Annotated in this window: 17 protein-coding genes; 6 read left to right on the forward strand and 11 right to left on the reverse strand. The window is 73.8% G+C overall.

The annotated features are described in order from the left end of the window. Window positions 1-999: 999 nt before the first annotated feature. Both O7628_RS03310 and O7628_RS03315 read left to right on the forward strand, forming a co-directional pair. Window positions 1,000-1,758, forward strand: coding sequence for a hypothetical protein (locus tag O7628_RS03310; RefSeq protein ID WP_278128245.1), 759 nt, complete (start codon window positions 1,000-1,002; stop codon window positions 1,756-1,758). Continuing rightward, window positions 1,739-2,278, forward strand: a complete 540-nt coding sequence (locus tag O7628_RS03315; protein WP_278128246.1) for an NUDIX hydrolase — start codon at window positions 1,739-1,741, stop codon at window positions 2,276-2,278. The genes O7628_RS03310 and O7628_RS03315 overlap by 20 nt, the downstream gene beginning before the upstream one ends. Before the next feature lie 205 nt (window positions 2,279-2,483). On the opposite strand, the gene O7628_RS03320 is transcribed toward O7628_RS03315, so the two are convergent. The 5 genes from O7628_RS03320 to O7628_RS03340 all read right to left on the reverse strand — a co-directional run bounded on the left by O7628_RS03320 (window position 2,484) and on the right by O7628_RS03340 (window position 6,671). Continuing rightward, entirely contained in the window at window positions 2,484-3,422 is a 939-nt protein-coding gene (locus O7628_RS03320; RefSeq protein ID WP_278128248.1) for an aminoglycoside phosphotransferase family protein, read from the reverse strand. 12 nt (window positions 3,423-3,434) lie between these two features. Then, window positions 3,435-4,253 (reverse strand): pyrroline-5-carboxylate reductase, encoded by an 819-nt coding sequence (gene proC / locus O7628_RS03325; RefSeq protein ID WP_074474840.1) that lies wholly within the window; start codon window positions 4,251-4,253, stop codon window positions 3,435-3,437. Window positions 4,254-4,343: 90 nt separating this feature from the next. Continuing rightward, entirely contained in the window at window positions 4,344-5,372 is a 1,029-nt protein-coding gene (locus tag O7628_RS03330) for a 6-phosphofructokinase (protein WP_074474839.1), read from the reverse strand. A gap of 233 nt (window positions 5,373-5,605) precedes the next feature. Next, on the reverse strand, window positions 5,606-6,109 hold the full coding sequence (locus O7628_RS03335) for a pyridoxamine 5'-phosphate oxidase family protein (protein ID WP_278128251.1): 504 nt from the start codon (window positions 6,107-6,109) through the stop codon (window positions 5,606-5,608). A gap of 64 nt (window positions 6,110-6,173) precedes the next feature. After that, window positions 6,174-6,671: a polyadenylate-specific 3'-exoribonuclease AS gene (locus O7628_RS03340; protein ID WP_074474837.1), complete on the reverse strand. Its 498-nt coding sequence runs from the start codon at window positions 6,669-6,671 to the stop codon at window positions 6,174-6,176. 246 nt (window positions 6,672-6,917) lie between these two features. Here O7628_RS03340 and O7628_RS03345 point away from each other — a divergent pair, with 246 nt between their 5' ends. After that, window positions 6,918-7,610: a Crp/Fnr family transcriptional regulator gene (locus O7628_RS03345; RefSeq protein ID WP_043967208.1), complete on the forward strand. Its 693-nt coding sequence runs from the start codon at window positions 6,918-6,920 to the stop codon at window positions 7,608-7,610. Between the two features lie 113 nt (window positions 7,611-7,723). Here O7628_RS03345 and O7628_RS03350 read toward each other — a convergent pair whose 3' ends face one another. Continuing rightward, the gene (locus tag O7628_RS03350) at window positions 7,724-7,969 is read right to left on the reverse strand and encodes a hypothetical protein (protein WP_074474836.1); all 246 of its coding nucleotides are present in this window, start codon (window positions 7,967-7,969) and stop codon (window positions 7,724-7,726) included. 135 nt (window positions 7,970-8,104) lie between these two features. Between O7628_RS03350 and O7628_RS03355 the strand changes: the two genes are divergently transcribed. The 3 genes from O7628_RS03355 (at window position 8,105) to O7628_RS03365 (ending at window position 14,744) form a co-directional block, all read left to right on the forward strand. Beyond that, window positions 8,105-11,572 (forward strand): adenylate/guanylate cyclase domain-containing protein, encoded by a 3,468-nt coding sequence (locus O7628_RS03355; protein ID WP_278136193.1) that lies wholly within the window; start codon window positions 8,105-8,107, stop codon window positions 11,570-11,572. A 720-nt stretch (window positions 11,573-12,292) separates the two neighbouring features. Continuing rightward, entirely contained in the window at window positions 12,293-13,120 is an 828-nt protein-coding gene (locus tag O7628_RS03360; RefSeq protein ID WP_278128253.1) for a DUF308 domain-containing protein, read from the forward strand. A gap of 205 nt (window positions 13,121-13,325) precedes the next feature. Then, window positions 13,326-14,744, forward strand: coding sequence for a trehalose-6-phosphate synthase (locus O7628_RS03365; RefSeq protein ID WP_074474968.1), 1,419 nt, complete (start codon window positions 13,326-13,328; stop codon window positions 14,742-14,744). A 67-nt stretch (window positions 14,745-14,811) separates the two neighbouring features. Here the strand turns inward: O7628_RS03365 and O7628_RS03370 are convergent, their stop codons facing one another. The 5 genes from O7628_RS03370 to O7628_RS03390 form a co-directional block, all read right to left on the reverse strand. Continuing rightward, window positions 14,812-15,606, reverse strand: coding sequence for an alpha/beta fold hydrolase (locus tag O7628_RS03370; protein WP_178067688.1), 795 nt, complete (start codon window positions 15,604-15,606; stop codon window positions 14,812-14,814). A gap of 23 nt (window positions 15,607-15,629) precedes the next feature. Next, complete coding sequence (locus tag O7628_RS03375) at window positions 15,630-17,033, reverse strand: NAD(P)-binding domain-containing protein (protein WP_278128255.1); 1,404 nt, start codon at window positions 17,031-17,033, stop codon at window positions 15,630-15,632. A 102-nt stretch (window positions 17,034-17,135) separates the two neighbouring features. Beyond that, window positions 17,136-17,861: an endonuclease/exonuclease/phosphatase family protein gene (locus O7628_RS03380; protein ID WP_278128257.1), complete on the reverse strand. Its 726-nt coding sequence runs from the start codon at window positions 17,859-17,861 to the stop codon at window positions 17,136-17,138. Window positions 17,862-17,870: 9 nt separating this feature from the next. After that, complete coding sequence (locus O7628_RS03385; protein ID WP_176734855.1) at window positions 17,871-18,827, reverse strand: ROK family glucokinase; 957 nt, start codon at window positions 18,825-18,827, stop codon at window positions 17,871-17,873. Window positions 18,828-18,896: 69 nt separating this feature from the next. Beyond that, the gene (locus O7628_RS03390; RefSeq protein ID WP_278128259.1) at window positions 18,897-19,592 is read right to left on the reverse strand and encodes a hypothetical protein; all 696 of its coding nucleotides are present in this window, start codon (window positions 19,590-19,592) and stop codon (window positions 18,897-18,899) included. Between the last annotated feature and the right edge of the window lie 30 nt (window positions 19,593-19,622).

The following is a 19,622-nucleotide window of genomic DNA, read 5'->3' on the forward strand; positions in this document are numbered from 1 at the left end:
GGAGAGTCCTTCCGTCGGGATCGCGAGGTGAGACGGCACCGGGGCGGGCGGGGACGGCGGACGCGCTGGGGGCCGCGCCCTGCCGGAGCCGGCACCCGCCCCGGGCCATGCCGACAGGTTCGCGGCACGCGAGAGCCAGCGTCATGACTGCCAACAGATGGTCGACACGCATCCCACGCAAGTGGAGCTCTCCGATATGCACACGGCGTATGTCGAGCGCTCACGCGATGAGTTGAATGGATAGGCTCAGCACGGCCCACGATGGACGGAGACGCCCGACCATGGCGAGATCGCCGGGACGTGACGCAAGCTGTCCCCGCTGCGGCGGAAGGCTTGCCCGCGACAACACCAGCGGGCGCTGCGGGCCATGCCAGGCAGCCGAACGAAACCGCGTTGTCTCGCCGCCTGCCCTGCCAGACTCCTTCTGGGACCACGGGCCGATCCGGCAGGCGCTGGCCGCACGGCACTTGGGGCGGGCCATCCGGGCCTACCGCTGCCACCCTTACCACGGCCGTCACCCACTGCCGCAAGAAATCGTGGCCCGTTGGCTCGGCCTCTCGCAGGCCCAGCTCAGCCGAATCGAGAACGGCCCAGCGGTCGTCCACCTCGACCGCCTCGCGCATTGGGCGCAGCTCCTACAGATCCCCGCTCGCCTGTTGTGGTTCGCGTTGCCCGCAGATCATGAGGGCGGGAAGACCATCAGCTTCGCCGGGGTGGGCAAGCCGAGCCTCACGTCAACGAGGAACAACCGCGAGATCAACCCCAACGCGGATTCGGCCAGCACCAGAGATCGCCAACGGCGGGGGGCGAGAGACGAGCACCTGAAACTTCGTACGGTCACTCCGGCTGGCTGACCGCCGAGTTGGCGGCGGTCATCTGTACGCCACAGTAACGGCCTATCTTGCAGGCAGGGTCGCCGAAACAGTACCTGGTGGGGCCAGCACACCAGGGAAGGCAGCACTAGCTGCTGCCGCCTCGCTCAACGAGATGGCCGGGTGGATGGCGCACGACTCCGGTGCCGCAGGTCCTGCCCGCCGACACCTCGGCGAAGCCCTCACCCTGGCGGAGAAGAGCCATGACCACCAGCTCGTAGCGCAGATTCACGCAGGGCTGAGTCATCTCGCCAACCACTGCGGCGACGCGCGCGGGGCGCTGTTCCACGCCCGGAACGGACTGGAACATCTTCGGCAGGCTCCGTCGCACGGCCGGCTCCAGGCCCGTCTTTTGGCGATGCAGGCACGCGGGTTCGCCATTGGCGGCCAACCGGTCGACGCCACTCAAGTGCTCGCCGACGCGGAGGCGTCGTTGCACAAGCCGATCACGGGCACATCAGAGTGGTTGAGTCCCTTCGACGTGACTTCGTTCGCCATCGAGGCTGCGCGCTGCCTCCTTCGCGTCGGGGATCTGGCCGAGTCCCAACGCCGGCTCCAGGCCGCGCTGGCCGTCAGCCCGGCCGATAGGGTCAGAAGTCGCGCGTTGGCTCAGCTCATGTTGGTCACGGTCTTGCTCGGCAAGGGCCAGATCGACGAGGCGTGCGTCGCAACCCATGCTGTGCTGGACGCGATCGCTGGTCTCGGATCAGGCATCATCATCGATCAACTACAACACGCTTCGATACTCTTCGGATCTCACGCGAAGGCGTGTGCCGAGGTTCCGCCACTCCTTGACCGTCTCCGCGACACGATCCATGAGCGATCATGGATCGGCACAGTGGGTGAGCTACGGTCAGGAGCAGTCGGTGACGAACAGCTCGGATGATCGCCCGCTCTACGAGCGGGATCCGGTTGCTTGGCAGGCATATCTGGCGGAGGGCAACGCGAAGCAGGCCCGCAAGCGGGTCGGCGCAGACGTCCTGATCAGAAACGAGCAGGGCCACGTCCTGCTCGTCAACCCGCGGTACAAGCCGGATTGGGACCTTCCCGGCGGGATGGTCGAGGCGAACGAGACTCCCCACCAGGCCGCCGAGCGCGAGTTGCGCGAGGAACTGGGAGTCGAGGTGAGGGCCGGACGGCTGCTGGTGGTGGACTGGGTGGCTCCGCACGGCCCGTGGGACGACAGCTTGATGTTCGTTTTCGACTGCGGCACGGTTACCGGCGAACAGGCAAGATCACTGCGGCTGGCGGACGGTGAGCTGCTGGAATTCCGTTTCATTTCACAGGATGACGCCAGGGCGGCTCTTCGCCCCTACGTCTGGCAGCGCCTCGACAATGCCGTGGCCGCTGCTACCGACGGCGGTTTCCGCTATCTGATCAACGGGGTTGCGCACGGCCCACGCTGAGATTGCATGGCGACCCGAATCCCACGGAAGCCCGATCGTCACTCGGACTGAGCTACCAGTACTCGCTTCTGCATCAGGCAGCCGTCACGGCGAAACGTCAGGGCCCGATACTAATAGATCTTGGTATATTCTGGCCCCTGGAGGGGCCCCTCTGGGGGCCGTTCCGTACCAAGATCGCTGAGCTACCCTTCGTCGGCGCAGGGTTCTACCGGCTTGTCCCGTCGGTGTACTCGGCGCAGATCTCGTCGAGGATCCTCCGTGAGCCTGCCGCCGCCTCGCCGTCGTCGAGCTCGTTCGCATAGCTGACCAGGGTCTTCCAGAGCGCCCAGCCACGCCCGCGCGCCCAGGTCGCGTCGTCGACGGCCAGCCGCTCCCGGAAGGCCCGCCGGCCCTCGGCGGTCAGCAGCGTCCAGGCGATGGCCAGGTCGCAGGACGGGTCGCCGACGCCGCAGGTGCCGAAGTCGATGACCGCCGCGAGGTGCCCGGCGTCGAGCAGGAGGTTTCCCTGCGCGAGGTCGCCGTGGAACCAGCGCTCCGCACCGTCCCAGCGCGCGTCCAGTGCGCGTCGCCAGATCTCGCCGGCCAGGCCCACGTCGATCCGGCCGTCGAGAGCCGTGAGCGCCCGGTCGGCCTTCCCGGCGTAGGTGCGCAGGGTGCCGCCCCGATACCAGTTGTGCCGGCCAGGTCGGGGGCCGTCAGCGGTGTCGACGCCGCGCAGGGCCACGACGAACCCGGCCAGGTCGAGCGCGAACCGGACCGGGTCGGCGATGCGGTCCGCCCGCGCCGTCTCGCCGTCGAGCCAGCGGTAGACCGACCAGGCGTACGGGTAGCCCTCGCCGGGCCCGCCCTGCGCCAGCGGGGTCGGGACGGGCAGCGGGAGGCGCGGCGCGAGCACGGGGAGCCACCGGTGTTCCTTGGCGACCGCCTCGGCGTACTCGGGCGCGCTCGGCAGGCGTACCGACATGGTGGTGCCGAGGTGGAAGGTCCAGTTGTCCCAGCCGCCGTGGGCGACCGGCTCGACCGGCAGGTCGGCCCAGTGCGGGAACTGGGCGGCGACGAGGCGGCGCACCTGGCCCACGTCGACGGCGGTGCGCTCGGGGGGCGGGCCGAGCTCCGGCACGCCGTCAGCCGCTGCGCCCGACATCGCCTGCCGGCCTCACTCGGACTGGGCGGCCAGTTCCCGGGCGCGGTCGCGGGCCGCTTCGAGGGCCGCGAGCATCGCCGCGCGTACGCCGTGGTTCTCCAGCTCGCGGATCGCGGAGATGGTGGTGCCGGCGGGCGAGGTGACCGCCTCGCGCAGCTTGACCGGGTGCTCGCCGGAGTCGCGCAGCATGACCGCCGAGCCGATCGCGGTCTGCACGATCAGCTCGTGGGCGACCTGACGGGGCAGGCCGAGCAGGATGCCGGCGTCGACCATCGCCTCGACGAGGAGGTAGAAGTAGGCCGGCCCGGAGCCGGACAGGGCGGTGACGGCGTCCTGCTGCGACTCGGGGACCCGGACGGTCGCGCCCAGCGGGGTGAACATCTCCTCGGCCAGGGCGAGGTGCTCGCCGGTGGCGTGCGCGCCGGCCGAGATGGCGCTCATCGCCTGGTCGACCAGGGCCGGGGTGTTGGTCATGACCCGCACCACGGGGGTGCCCTCGGGCAGCCGCCGGTTGAAGAAGCTGGTCGGCAGGCCGGCGCAGAGCGAGATGACCAGCTTGTCGGCGGGCACCTTCGGCCCGATCTCGTCGAGCAGGGCGGCGGCGTCCTGCGGCTTGACGGAGATGGCCAGCACGTCGGCCTCGCCGACGGCGGTCAGGTTGTCGACCACCTGCACGCCGTAGCGGGTGGCCAGCTCCTCGGCGCGGATCGGCCGCCGGGCCGTGGCCAGCAGCCGGCCCACCGGCCAGCCGGAGCGCAGCAGCCCGGAGAGCATCAGCTCGCCGATCTTGCCCGCGCCGATCACCGCTACGGTGTGGTCGCCCACCGCCATGTCGTACCCCTTTCGTGGCCCGCCGTGCGGCGGGGCCCGGCGGCGCGCGCGGCGGTTCCCCGGGGAACCGCCGCGTGCGCCGGGTCGGCGTCAGCTGCCGAAGAAGACCTCGGCCTCTTCGTAGCGCTCCAGCGGCACGGTCTTCAGCTCGGCCGTGGCGTCGGCCAGCGGCACCCGGACGATGTCCGTGCTCTGCATGGCGACCATCTTGCCCCAGTCGCCCTCGTGGGCGGCGTCGATCGCCTGGAGGCCGAGCCGGGTGGCGAGCACCCGGTCGAAGGCGGTCGGGGTGCCGCCGCGCTGGATGTGGCCCAGCACGACGGTGCGGGCCTCCTTGCCGGTCTTGGCCTCGAGCTGCTCGGCGAGCCACTGGCCGATGCCGCCGAGGCGGACGTGGCCGAACGCGTCCAGCTCCTGGTTGTGCAGGATCATCTGGCCGTCGAGCGGCTGGGCGCCCTCGGCGACGACGACGATCGGGGCGTACTGGTGCTGGAAGCGCTTCTCGACGTACCCGGCGACCTGCTCGACGTCGAACTTGCGCTCGGGCAGCAGGATGACGTTGGCGCCGCCGGCCAGGCCGGCGTGCAGGGCGATCCAGCCGGCGTGCCGGCCCATGACCTCGACGACGAGGGTGCGGTGGTGGCTCTCGGCGGTGGTGTGCAGCCGGTCGATCGCCTCCATGGCGATGTTGACGGCGGTGTCGAAGCCGAAGGTGTAGTCGGTCGCGCCGAGGTCGTTGTCGATCGTCTTGGGCACGCCGACGACGTTGACGCCCAGCTCGTGCAGCTTGGTGGCGACGCCCAGGGTGTCCTCGCCGCCGATCGCGATCAGCGCGTCCACGCCCTGCGCGGCGAGGTTCTCCTTGATCCGCTCCACGCCGTTCTCGATCTTGAACGGGTTGGTGCGGGACGAGCCGAGGATGGTGCCGCCGCGCGGCAGGATGCCCCGCACCTCGGCGATGCCGAGGGGCTTGGACAGGCCCTCCAGCGGGCCCTTCCAGCCGTCCCGGAAGCCCACGAACTCGTGACCGTAGGTGGCGACGCCCTTGCGGACCACCGCCCGAATGACCGCGTTGAGACCCGGGCAGTCGCCGCCGCCGGTGAGCACGCCGATACGCATGATCTGCTCATCCTCCTGGAGCATCAGGTAAAGCCCGATTTGCCCCAGGATAAGTGTCGGATCAGACCTCGGCACCGTTGCCGGCCCGGGGCGGGCCGTCCCTGCGAACTGTAGCCGCCGCGGCAATCCGCCGGCAGCGCGCCCCGGGCAGGCAGCCGCCGCCGAGCCTCAACGCGGACGCGGCCGAGGCTCGGCACGGACGCCGCGAAGCTCAGCGCGGACGCCGCCGAGGCTCAGAACGCCACCTCGCGGTTCTCCCCCGCCCTCGGCGGCTTCCCCGTCACCGCCGCCCGGGCGAGGCCGAGCAGGTTGACGACGGCGCTGCCCGGGGAGTCCCAGTACTCGGCCGAGCCGGCGTGCACCTTGATCAGGGTCAGCCCCGGGGTGTCCAGGCCGGCGGGGAACCAGGTCTTCAGCAGCGGGTGCCACAGCCGCTCGGCGTGCCGGCGGTCGTAGCCCTCCTGGGCGGTGCCGGCGATCGACACCCAGGCGTGGTTGCGCTGGTCGGCGAAGGCGACGTTGACCTCCGGGTTGACCCGGAGCTGGCGCACCTTGGCCGAGTCGGCGTACGCGAAGAACCACAGGTCGCCGTCGAACTCCGCCTCCTGGAGCCCCATGGGCCGGCTGACCAGCCGGCCGTCCAGTCCGGTGGTGGTCAGCATGCAGATCCGCGCGGCGCGTACCAGCTCGGTCACCCGGCTGCGGGCGTCGGCGGCGCTGGACGGCTCACTGCTCATGGCGGCACCTCCTCGATCGACTCGACGCCGACCCGGTGCCCCGCAGAGCACCCGCCAAACCTGATCAGCGGGCCGTCATCGCGCGCCAGCGGGCGAGGTTGTGCCGGGCGTCGACGAGCGCGTCGTGCCGGGCCGCGTCGGCGTTCGGCAGCGGCGGCCGGCCCCGGTCGTCCCAGAGCTGACGCAGCTCCTTGGTGAACCGGGGGATCTCCCGGGGCAGCCCCGGCATCGAGCCCCAGAGCTGGGCCAGCACCACGTGGTCGTACGCGGCGTACCAGGCCCACAGCTCCAGCTGCTCGCCCGGCCGGCCCCGGACCGGCTCCATGAGGAAGTCGTAGAGGTCGTCGCGGATCCGCTCCCGCGACCGCCAGGCCCGGTCGGCCGGCGAGGGGAGCCGGTCCAGGACGTTGCGGCGCACCCAGGGCACGGCGCGGGAGTCGTCGAACTCCGTGGAGACGGCGTAGAACTCGCGCCCGTTCTCGTCGACGACGCCGATCGACACGAGGTCGACGGTGCGCCCGTCCTCGATGAACTCGCAGTCGTAGAAGTAGCGGTATACCATCGCCCGCCATCCTCGCCCACCGACGCCACCGGCCGCCAGCCGGGGGCGCGTACGCCGCGACCTGCCCTGCGCCGCAGCTCGGGACTGTTACGGAAGTGTCGCCGGGGGTGTACAGCGGGCGACCGGGCCGTCATGATCTGATGAGTGCCGCTACCGGACACCGAACCGGTTCGCGACCTCGCGGCGGGGGCTGACGGGTTTCACCCGGCCGCGAGTTGAGGTCCTTTACCGGGGAGGGGTTGGGCCGTGGAGATGCGCCTGCCGGAGCCGGGTGACGCGCTCACGGGTGTCGAGATGTTCGCCGGCCTGGAGCCGGAGGTGCGGCAGCGGGTGATCGCGGCGGCGGTGCCGCGCACGTACCGCAAGGGCCAGTTGCTCTTCGTCGAGAACGACCCCGGCGAGTCCCTGATCGTGCTGCGCCGGGGCGCGGTCGCCGTGTTCCGCACCGCGCCGACCGGCGAGCGGGCCGTGCTGTCGGTGATCCGACCGCCGGACGTGCTGGGCGAGGTCTCGCTGCTCGACGCCTCCACCCGCTCGGCGTCGGCCGAGGCGATCGAGGACTGCGCCGCCCTCGCGCTGTCCCGGCCCGCGTTCATGGAGCTGGTGCACTCCAACCCGCGCATCCTCGACGCGGTGATGCGCTCGCTCGGCGGGCTGATCCGCCGGCTGACCGAGCAGAACGCCGACCACGTCTTCCTCGACCTGCCCGGCCGGGTGGCCAAGACGCTGGTGCGGCTGGCCGGCGAGAGCCAGGCCCCGATGATCACCATCGAGCTCAACCAGAGCCAGCTCGCCGAGATGGCCGGCGGCTCACGGCAGAGCGTCAACCAGGCGATCGGGTCCTTCGCCAGCCGGGGCTGGCTGCGCACGGAGGGCCGCCGGATCGTGGTCACCGACGTGGCGGCGCTGCGCCGCCGCGCCGGCATGAGCGACCGCTGACGGGCCGTCGACGGACCGCTGACGCCGGCCCGAGCGGCGGTCGAGGCCGGCCCGGGCGACCGCTGACGCCGGCCGCTCCCCCGGTGGTGGGCGCGGCCGGCGTCAGCGACGGGTCACTTGCCCGGCTCGTCCGCGGGCGGCGCGCTCGGGCCGGGGCCGATCTTCGACGGGTCGGTCGGCTTGGTCGTCGTGGTCTTCGTGCTGCCCTGGTCGGGGGCCGTGCCCTGACCGTCCGGCGTGTCTACCATGCCCTGCTCCTCCAATGCGGCGAGAGTGACGGCGTCGACGTCGACCGTGTCGCCCGGGGCCCACAGGGTGCCTCGCGGGTCCGTCCACGCGGCTGACAGTCGTACGTGCACGGCACTCTCCTGGCGTTCATGTCCTGAGCGGAAGGTTAGTCTGACCCGGTCGGGCGTACGATCCGCCTGCATATCGGGTAGCCGACTCTGCCGCCTGGCGCGATACTGGGCCCACCTCGCGCTCTGGAGCCGACCATCGACCTCAAGTGTGGACACTGCTCACGCGAAGCCGGTCCGGACGACCGCTTCTGCGGCGGGTGCGGGCAGGCCCTGACCCGTGGCTGCGCCGCCTGCGGGCACGCCAACAACGTCGAGGCCAACTTCTGCACCAGCTGCGGGCAGCCGCTGCGGGACCGGCCGATGGTGGTGCAGGAGGACCGCCGGCAGGTCAGCGTCCTGTTCATCGACATCGTCGACTTCACGACGTACGCGGAGCGGGCCGACCCGGAGCAGGCCCGCAACCTCCAGCAGGGCTACTTCGCCACCGTACGGCGGCTGGTGCACCAGTACGGCGGGGTGGTCGAGAAGTTCATCGGCGACGCGGTGATGGCGCTGTTCGGGGCGCCCGTGGCCACCGACAACGACGCGCTGCGCTGCGTCCGGGCGGGGCTGGAGCTGCAACGCAACCTGGCCCGCCAGCCGGCCGGGCCGCACCCGCCGCTCGGCTTCCGGGTCGGCATCGCCACCGGCGAGGCGCTGGTCGACCTGTCCGCCGCCCGCGACGGCGGGCAGGGCTTCGTCACCGGGGACGTGGTCAACACCGCCTCCCGGTTGCAGTCGCTCGCGCCGTCGGGCGGCGTGGTCGTCGACGAGAGCACCTGGGCGGCGACCCGGCACGACATGGAGTACGCCGACCGGCCGCCGGTGACGCTACGGGGCCGCTCCGCGGTCAGCCGGATCTGGCTGGCGGTGCGGGCGCTGCCCCAGCGGGACCTGACCACCGCCGAGCTGACCCCGATGGTCAACCGGGAACACGAGCGCGGCCTGCTGGTCAACGCCCTGCACCGCACGGTGACCGAGCGCACCTCGCAGCTCGTCACGGTGTTCGGCTCGGCGGGGGTGGGCAAGAGCCGGCTGCTGCGGGAGCTGGCCCGGCACGCCGCCAGCCTGCCCGGCCCGCCGATCACCTGGCTGGTCGGGCAGTGCCCGCCGTTCGGCGAGAACGTCACGTACGCCGCGCTCGCCGACATCGTCAAGGGCTGGGTCGGCGTGGCGAACGTCGACGACCCGGCGGCGCTCGGCGACCGGCTGCGGCAGCGGTTGGCCCGGCTGGGCGACCCGCACGCGGTGCGGCTGGCCGATCCGCTCGGCCCGCTCATCGGCCTGCCCGGCGAGCGGCTCACCCCGGGCGAGACCGAGACGTCCTGGCGGCGCTTCCTGCTCGCCCTGGCCGAGGCGGGCCCGACGGTGCTGGTGTTCGAGGACATGCACTGGGCCGACCAGGCGATGCTCGCCTTCGTCGAGCAGCTCGGCGCGGCGGCCCGGGGCGTGCCGCTGCTGGTGCTGGCGACGGCGCGGCCGGAGCTGCGGGAGCGGCACCCGGCCTGGACGGGCACGATCAGCGGGGCGATGTCGATCTCGGTGCCGCCGATGCACGACTCCGACATCGACACCCTCTACGCGCTGTTGCTCGGGCAGTCCGCGCTGCTGCCCGCGTCCCGGGGGCCGCTGATCGAGTTCGCCGACGGCAACCCGCTCTACGCCCAGGAGTACGCGCGGATGCTGCTCGACGGCGGGCTCGTCGACCCCGCCGGGCGGGCCGACCCGGCCCGTACGCCGGAGATGCCGCGCACGGTGCAGGCGGTCATCGCCAACCGGCTCGACCTGCTCGACCCGGCCGACCGGGCGGTGCTCCAGGCCGCCGCCGTCGTCGGCGTGCAGTTCTGGCCGGGGCCGGTGGCCACCGCGCTGGGTCGCCCGGTGCGGTGGGTGGAGCGGGCGCTGGGCCGGTTGCAGCGCCGGGACCTGGTCTACGAGCAGCCCAGCTCGACGATGCCCGGCCAGCCCGAGTACCGCTTCCGGCACGTCCTGGTGCGCGACGTGTGCTATCAGCGGCTGCCCCGCACCGAGCGGGTGGCGCGCCACCAGAGCACCGCCGACTGGCTGGAACAGGTCACCGACGGCCGGCAGCAGGACCTGGTCGAGGTGCTGGCCAACCACCGCTGGGCGGCGCACGAGATCGCCCGCACCGTCGGCCTGGACACCGTGCCCTACGCCCCGGCGGCGCGGGCCGCGCTGCACCGGGCGGCCCGCCGGGCGTACGAGCTGCACGCGCTGGACACCGCCGCGACGCTGATGGGGCGGGCGCTGGTCCTGCCCGGCGGACCCGAGCCCATGCTGGAGCTGTTCGACGCCGAGCTGGCGCTGTTCCGCGACGGGGACGCGTTCCTCGTCGACGGCGGCGCGCAGCGGCTGGCCCGGCTGGCCGGCGAGCTGGCCGGGGCCGGCGAGCCGACGGGGGCGGCGCGGGCCTGGACGCTGCTGGCCACCGCCGCGTGGCGGCGGGCGGACCGAGCCGAGACGCTGCGCTGCCTGGACCGGGCCATCGGCATCTACACCGACCTGCCCGACAGCGAGGAGAAGGCGAGCGCCCTGCTGGAGCTGGCCCGGGTGCACATGCTCAACGCGGAGACCGAGCCGGCCTGCGCGGCGGCCCGGACCGCGGCGAGCCTGGCCGAGCGGCTCCAGCTGCGGGAGGTCAGCGCGAGCGCCCGGATCACGCTCGCGGTGGCCCGCTACCTGTCGGGGGTGCCGGAGGCGTACGCGGAGCTGGTCGAAATCACCGAGCACTGCCGGGTGGAGCGGCTGGCCAGCCGCCGGCGGGCCGTGCACAACCTGGCCTGGGCGTTGCAGGAGGAGGGCGACCTGGCCGGCTCGGCGCGGTTGGTGGACGAGCAGCGCTCGCTGGACCTCGGCGGCGAGCACAGCCTCACCGCGAGCTTCGAGGACCAGTGGGCCCGGTCGTACTACGCCGGGGACTGGGGTGCGGCGGCGGACCTGGCGGCCGAGTCGACGCGCCGGCCGACCGGCGAGTGGGACATGCACATCGTCGCGGTGTCCGGCTGGATGCGGACGCTGCGCGGCGACCCGGAGGCCCCGGCCGACGGCGGCGGCCCGGACCAGGTGGAGCGGGCGGTGGCCGCCGGGCGGCGGTCCGGCTTCCACCGGGTGCTGCGGTCCACGTTGGCCCACGCCGCGCTGTGCCGTGCCGTGCAGGGGCGCGAGGCCGAGGCGCTGCGGCTGCTCGCCGAGCTGGACGAGGACTGGCGGCGGACCCGGGAGATCCCGTTCGCCGAGTGGGTGCCGGCGATCGGCCACGTCGCCGTGGTGCTCGGCGGGGACGCGGCCCGCCGGGTGCGCCGGCTGCTGACCTCCGCGCCCCGGATGACGCCCTGGGCCCGGGCCGCCGGGCAGGCGGCGGAGGCCGCGCTGGCCGGGTCGGCCGGCGACGGCCGGGCCGCCGCCGAGCTGTTCCGCTCGGCCGCCGAGCAGTACCGGCGCATGGGCGACCTGACCGACCACGTGCTCGCCGCCGCGCTGTCGGTGCCCACCCTGCGCGAGGTGGACCCGGCGGGCGCGGCGCAGGTGCTGGCCGAGGTGCGCGGGTTCGCGGCCCGCAACCACGCCCCGGGCCTGCTCCGCCTCGCCGGAACCACCGACTAGCCCTGCCGACCAGGCCCGGCGACGGATCCCCCGGTCAACGGGATCCACCGGGCTTGCCAGGTCCACCAACACACCGCGTCCACCGGATCCACGGGCGCCAAGGCCATCCCGCCCGACCACTGAGGACGAGACAGGCCACCCGGCCGGGCAACCGCCCTCCGCCATCACGTGCGAGAACGCGCCAACGCGAGAGCCGCTCCTGCGATGCGGCACCTACGCAGCTGAGTCACATACGACATCACCAACCACCCGATGCCCCGCCTCCGCCGTCCCGCCCACCCCACCCCACCCCACCCCACCCCACCCCGGCCCGCGCTGCCCCCGCCCCGGCCCTCGGGCTGGTGATCAAGAGAATTGTGTCATCGCAGAGATCAACTCTGACGCTTTTCTCTTGATCACCGACCCGGGGGGCGGGGCGGGGGGCGGGGGGCGGGGGGCGGGGCGGGGGGTGATGTCGTATTCGACTCAGCTGTGTAGGTGTCGGCAGGGGCAGGTGGGCCTGGGCGGTGCTGGTGGCGGGCCGGGGCACGGGCTTCTGTTGGCAAGCGATTAGCGAAAACCGACATTGAGGCCCCGCCCCCACCTGCGGGAGGGTCCTTACTTCGTACGGCGCGCCACAACGCACTCCCGGAAGGGGGCCCTGACGTGTCACGATTCAGGGCACGGCGTGCGGGGCGCCGGGGGCGATCGCACCGGGAGGTGCGCGAGGGAGGATGTCCGGTGTCAGCGGGTAGGGCCCGCCGGGGACGGCGGGACAACGGGCTCGACGCGAGCGAGTACGCGGTCGCCGGCGACGTGGATCCGCGCGTGGGTGAGCACCTGCTCGACGTCCTGGCCGCGGGCGGCATCGCCGCGTACCTGCAACCCTCGGCCGACCTGAACCCGGTCACCCGCACCACCACCGTCCCGGCCCGCCCCGTGGACCGGCTCTACGTCGACCGCTCCCACCTGACGACCGCACGCGACTACCTCACCCAGCTCGCCGAGGAGGCCCCCGCCGGCCCGTCCCGCGACGAGCCCGACGTCGACGCCGAGTGGGCCCGCATCGTCGCCGGCTTCCACACCGCCCCGGCCGCCGGCGCGCATCCCTGGCCCGCCGCCGAGGACATCGACGACGAGCCCGACGAGCAGCCGGCCGGCACGACCGGCCGGCTCGGCACCGACGAGGGTGGCACCGCCACCGACGTACGCCGGCTGCCGTGGGCCGCCGACGTCTCGGGCGTCTCCGTCGGCGGGAGCCGGCAGGACGAGCCGTCCCTGCTGGACGGGCTGGACACGTTCGGCGCCGGCCTGCCCGACGACGCCGACGAGCGCTACACCCCGCCGCCGCCACCGCCGCTGCCCCGCGTCTCCAAGTACGCGGTGGCCGGCGTGCTGGCCATCGTCGCCGGGTTCGTGCTCTTCCTGGAGCCGACGCTGCTGCCGGTGGACTCCTCCGTGGTGACCCTGCTCGGCTTCACCGGCATCCTCGCCGGCTTCGTGACGCTGATCTGGCGGCTGCGCCCCGGCGACTCCGACGACGACCCCGACGACGGCGCCCGGGTCTGACCCGCCCCATACTCCGGGTAGCGGCCCGTCCCCACAGGCGGACGGCGGATGCCCGAATTGCGGGACGCGCACCGCCCCCGGCGGGAGGCGTAACAGTGGTGTAACTTACTGTCAGTAGGAATACCGCTGTACGTCACTTCCCGCACTGGCTGCCCGGTTGTTCCTTGCTCGCGGTGGTCGGTCTCTGCTGATCGGAATGCCCGAGATGCGACAGAGTTCCCTCGTGGTGGTGGCCAACCGCCTGCCCATCGACGACAGTGTGGCGCCCGACGGCGCCTGTGAATGGCGACGCAGTCCCGGCGGGCTGGTGAGCGCCCTGCATCCCCTGCTCCGCCACACGCCGGCCACCTGGGTCGGCTGGGCCGGCGGCACCGGGCCGGCGCCGAGCCTGCCCGACATCGGCAGCGTGCGGATGCGCACCGTGCCGCTGAGCAGCGAGGACTTCCGCGACCACTACGAGGGCTTCGCCAACTCGACCCTGTGGCCGCTCTATCACGACGCGGTGGAGCAGCCGGAATACCACCGCCGCTGGTGGGAGGCGTACCAGCGGGTCAACCAGCGGTTCGCCGAGGCGACCGCCGAGGCGGCCGAGCAGGGCGCGGTGGTCTGGATCCAGGACTACCACCTGCAACTGGTGCCCGGCCTGCTGCGGGAGCTGCGTCCCGACCTGCGGATCGGCTTCTTCCTGCACGTGCCGTTCCCCCCGCCGGAGCTGTTCATGCAGCTCCCCCGCCGGGCCGAGCTGCTGCGCGGCATGCTCGGCGCCGACCTGATCGGCTTCCAGCGCGCCCAGGCCGCGCACAACTTCGCCCAGCTCGTCGCCAAGGTGCTGGAGCTGCCGGCGACGGACCGGCGCGTCGGTGTCGACGACCGGGTGGTCCGCATCGGGGCGTTCCCGGTCTCGATCGACACCGCCGAGATGGCCGCCCTCGCGGGCCGCCCCGACGTGGCGGCCCGGGCCCAGCGGCTGCGCCACGACCTCGGCGACCCCGGCCACGTCATCCTCAGCGTCGACCGGATGGACTACACCAAGGGCATCGAGCAGCGTCTCAAGGCCTACAGCGAGCTGCTGGCCAGCGGGCACGTCAAGGTGCGCGACACGGTGCTGGTGCAGGTGGCGGTGCCCAGCCGGGAACGGGTCACGCAGTACCAGATCCTGCGCGACCGGGTCGAGCGCGAGGTGGGGCGGATCAACGGCGAGTTCGGCCGGGTCGGCGAGCCCGCCATCCACTACCTCACCCAGCCGTTCGACCGGGCCGAGCTGGCGGCGCTCTACCGGGTCGCCGACGTGATGGCGGTGACCCCGCTGCGCGACGGGATGAACCTGGTCGCCAAGGAGTACGTGGCGGCCCGGGTCGACGACACGGGTGCGCTGCTGCTCAGCGAGTTCGCCGGGGCGGCGGCCGAGCTGCCGCAGGCGTACCTGGTCAACCCGCACGACCTGGAGGGGCTCAAGCAGGGGCTGCTCTCGGCGCTCGAGGCCGACCCGGCCGACGTCACGCCGCGGATGCGGGCGATGCGCGAACACCTGCACCGTAACGACATCCGGGCGTGGGCCCGCTCCTACCTCAGCGCCCTCGACGACGGCGGGTCGCTGCTGACCCACCTCGCCCCCACCGGCTGACCGGGCGTTTCCGCCCCGCCCGGCCGCTGCTGGCGCGCCCCGGTCGACGGGTCGCGCCGGCAGCGGGTCAGGCCGGCGGGTGTTCCTTCTCCAGCCAGTCCAGGATCGCGTCGATCGGCTCCCGCCAGCGGACGTCGAGCATCAGGTCGTGCCCCATGCCGGGGAAGAGCAGCGGCGCGCCGCCGTGCAGCCGGGCGGCCCGGGTCAGCGCGGCCGGCGGGACCACCCGGTCGTCGGGGCTGCCCAGGACCAGCACGGGCGGGTCGCCCACGGCAGGCTCCGGGTCGCGGTGGGTGAGCAGCTGCCACTGGGCGCGCCGGCCGGCGCGCCCGAGGCGGGCGGCGTACCGGCGGGCGTCGGCGTCGGGCAGCTCGCGGCTGAACAGCTGCCGTCGGCTCAGCCGCAGGCCCGCGCCGACGAACGCGGGCAGGGTGCCGCCGGGGTTGCGGCGCAGCGCCGTGCCGAGCGTCGCCCAGTCGCCGAGCACCGGGGCCACCAGCACCGCCGCCCGCGCCGGATAGCGGGCCAGGGCGTGCCGCACCACCAGTGCCCCGGCGCCGTGCCCCACCAGCACCGCCTGGCGCGGCAGGCCCGCCGCCACCTGCGTCACGTCATGGGTGTACGCCCGCAGCGTCGCCTCCGGCGCCGGCTCGCTGCCGCCGTGCCCGCGCAGGCTCAGCGCGTACGCCGGGAAGCCGCGACCGGCGACGTGGCCCAGCCAGTGTTCGGCGAACGCCCACGCGCCGTGGCCGAAGCCGGGCACGAACAGCAGCGGCGGGCGGCCCTGCTCGACCTCGGGGAGCGCGCTGAGCACCTCGCGCCGGGCCGGGCGGACGGGCCGGGCCCACTCCCGGCCGCGCATGATCCGCACCCGCTGCTGCTGGCTCACTTCTCCTCCAGCTCGTGCATGGCGCGCTGGATGGCGCGCAGGTAGTCGGCGTGGCCCACCTCGAACCAGTGCCGGCTGCTGTCCTTGACCTTCCCCGAGTAGCGCTCGCCGGCCCCGGCGGTGACCCGCTGCGCGAACGCGGCGGCCCGCTCCGGCCGGCGCACCCGCAGGGCGAGCAGCCGGGCGAACAGGACGGTCTGCCAGTGCGACAGGGTGAAGATGCCCGAGTCGGGCTGGACCAGGCCGGCGACGGCGAGCGTCGGGTGGCCGGGGACGAGCGCGTTGAGCCACAGCCGGGGCCGGCCCGCCTCGTCCGCGCCGAGCACCCGGGGGTCGAGGAACTCGAAGCGCGGCAGGTAGCCGGTGGCGAAGACGACCAGCTCGGGGTCGATCTCGCGGCCGTCGGTCAGCTCGACGGCCTTGGCGTGGAACCGGGCCACGTCCGGCACGGGGGTGATCTGGCCGTGGCCGACGTGGTAGACGAGCTGGCTGTTGGCGATGGGGTGGGTCTCGTAGACCCGGTGGTCGGGCCTGGGCAGGCCGAACCGGGTCAGGTCGCCGACGGTGAGCCGCAGCGTCCAGTGGTAGAGCCACTGCCGCACGCGCAGCGGCACCCGCAGGGCGAGCAGGGTGTCGTTGACCTGGTCGGCGGGGCGGCCGAGGACGTACTTGGGGGCGTACCAGTAGCCGCGGCGGGTGGAGTGCCAGCAGTGGGACGCCTGCTGGGCCGCCTCGACGGCGATGTCGCAGCCGGTGTTGCCGGCCCCGACGACCAGAACCCGCTTGCCGCGCAGCTGCGCCGGGTCCTTGTACGACGAGGCGTGCATGATCTCGCCCCGGAACTCCTCCAGCCCCTCGTAGCGGGGCAGCTTCGGCGACCAGTTGTGGCCGTTGGCGACGACCACGGCGGCGTACCGGGAGGTGCGCTCGGGGCCGTAGCCGCCGGTGCTGCGGGTGGTGACGTCCCAGCGGTCGCCGTCGACCGGCTCGACCCGGATCACCTCGGTGCCGAACCAGATGTGCTGGCGCAGGTCGAAGTGGTCGGCGTAGCGCTCGAAGTAGGTGAGCACCTGGCTGTGGTGCGGGTAGTCCGGCCAGTCGTCCGGCATCGGGAAGTCGGGGAACTGGGTGAACGGCCGCGACGAGATCAGGTGGGTGCTGGCGTAGACGGGGCTGCGGTCGTGCCGCCAGTTCCACGCGCCGCCGACGCCGGTCTCCCGCTCGTAGCAGTCGACGCCGAAGCCGTGCTCGCGCAGGTTCTTCACGGCGGTGAGGCCGCTGGCCCCGGCCCCGATGACGCAGACCGTGTCGCCTCGGTCGGAGACCGGTCGGGCGTCCCGGGGCGGGGCGAGCGTCGTCGCGTCCGGCTCGGGACGGCCGGGGTCGGTGGAGGGGGACACCGGATTCTCCTTTGTGCGGCACGAGTGCCGGGTCGCTGCGAAATCCTTCCGGTAACCCGACCGGTTTGTCCAGTCCTTGTGGACGGTGGGTCGCGCGCCGCGTCAGCCGGCGGCGGGCAGCAGCAGGTCGACCACGACGGGGAAGTGGTCGCTGGCCCGGCGGGCCTGCGGCGTGTCGACCACGTCGTAGTCGACGACGGTGATCCGGGGGTCGACGAAGACGGCGTCGATGCGGCGGCGCGGGTCGGCGCACGAGTAGGTGAGCCGGTCGGCGCGGTCGGCCGCGACCGCCGCGTCGGTCAGCCCCGCGCCGACGGTCGCCCAGGCCGGGCCGTCCGGGCCCTCGTTGAGGTCGGCGGCGGCCACCACGGGCAGGTCGGCGGCGGCCAGCTCCCGCTTGAACGCCGCCGCCTGCGCGGGGCGCTCGGCCGGGTCGGTGGACAGGTGCGAGCCGGCCAGCAGGAACCGGGTGCCGCCGACGCGGCATTCGGCGTACGCCGCCCCGCGCATGTGCCGGCCCGGGGTGAGCGGGTAGCGCTGGCAGCGGGTGTCGGCCACCCGCACCCGCAGGCTGGTCAGCAGCAGGTTGCCCAGCGACGGCAGGCCGCCGGCGGCGACGACCAGCCCGAACGACTCGGCCAGCGACGCGCACTTCTGCCGCCACCGGAACCGCCGGGGCGCCTCCTGCACGATCACCACGTCGGGGGCGGCCGCGCGGACCACCGCGGCCAGCGCGGCCTGGTCGTCGCGCTGGCTGTGCACGTTGTACGACACGACGCGCAGCGGCACGCCGCCCGGGGTCCCGGGCCCCCGGCCCGTCTCCGTCATCCCGGCCCCCTACAGCCGGCGGGCCAGGTCGGCGGCGCCGATCACGCCGGCGGTGTTGCCCAGCTCGGCGGGGAGCACCTCGGCGACGGGGAGCCGGCTGCGCTGGGCCAGCGCGTCGGTGAACGAGCGCCGGGTCGGGCCGAGCAGCAGGTCGCCCGCCTCGACGACGCCGCCGCCGACGACGAGGACCTGCGGGTCGAGGATCTGCGCCATGTCGGCGAGGCTGGTGCCGAGCCAGCGCCCGACCTGCGCGAACGCCTCGGCGGAGACGGGGTCGCCGCCCTGGGCGGCGGCGGTCACCATCGGGCCGGTGACCGCCTCGGCCTCGCCGCCGGCCAGCTCCAGCAGGGCGACGGCCCGGTGCGGCTCCTGGCGGGCGGCGGCGCGGGCGAAGCGCACCAGGGCGCTGCCGCTGGCGTACTGCTCGATGCAGCCGAGCCGGCCGCAGCCGCACTGGTGTCCGTCGGGGACGGTGAGCATGTGGCCCAGCTCGGCGGCGATGCCGTGGGCGCCGCGCACCAGCTCGCCGCCGAGCACGATGCCGCCGCCGACGCCGGTGCCGATGGTGAACATGACCATGGAGTCGTCGGCGTGCCGGGCCGCGCCGTAGCGGAACTCGGCCCAGGCGGCGACGTTCCCGTCGTTCTCGACGATCACCGGCAGGCCGGTGGCCCGGCTGACGTACTCGCGCAGGGGCTCGTCGCGCCAGGCCAGGTTGGGCGCGAAGAGGACGGTGGAGCGGGTGGCGTCGATCCAGCCGGCCGCGCCGATGCCGACGGCGTCGATCTGCCGGCCGGCGGAGAGTTCGCTGACCACCTCGATGATGACGTCGCGGGTCTTGCCCACGTTGTCGGCGGGGGTGTCCCGTCGGGCCTGCACGAGTACGTTGCCGGTGTCGTCGACGACACCGCCGGCCACCTTCGTGCCACCGACGTCGACTCCGATGGTCAGCGTCACCGCTGCCACTCCCCTCTGCTGTGCTGCCCGGCACCGGCACGGCGGTCCGCCGTGCCGGTGGGACGGGATGTCCGGTGGTCAGGCCCCGTCGCCTGGTGCGTCCCCTCCCGCGCCACCGGGGGCCCGCGACGCGGGCACCACGGGTCGGCCGGCCGGCGGCCGGGGAGCCCCCGGCACGTCCGGCCCGGCGTCGTCGGCGGGCGGCACGGCGGCGGCCGGAACTCCCGGACCCTCCCCCCGGGTCGCGGCGGACCACACGTCCTCATCCGGCGCCGGGTGAGAATCATGCCCGGTGCGGGTGGCCTCGCGCCACACATGATCGCCCGATGCCTGGTCAGCCGCCGGTCGGGGCGACGGCGCGGCGGTGTCGGCGGGCGGTGTGCCACCGGCGGCCGGCTCGTCGGCCGACGCGAACGCGCGCAGCAGGCTGGCCACCCCGGCGGCCAGATCGCCGGCCCCCGTGGCGAGCCGCTCGGCGAATTCCGGACTCGGGTCGCGCAACGCCGCGATACCGCGGCAGAGCGGACAGATGCAGCATTCGGCCGCACCGGTGGCGAAACCGCCGTGCCCGCCGCCCGCCGGTCGGGCCGCCGCGGGGCCGCCCCCGCTGTGACCGAGGACACTGGACACGATCCCACCGAGCGGACCCCACGGCCCCGCCCCGGAGCCGCCGCCCGATCCGGCGCCCGCGGCGGCCAGCCTCGCCGCCGCGATCACCGTGGCGACCAGCCGCTCCGCCTCTTCCCGGGCCGAGCCCGGATCCGTACCTCCCATGGTCGGCTCCTCTACCGTGCCGGGCGTGCC

The organism is Micromonospora sp. WMMD956 (genome assembly GCF_029626125.1).
Lineage (GTDB): Bacteria > Actinomycetota > Actinomycetes > Mycobacteriales > Micromonosporaceae > Micromonospora > Micromonospora carbonacea.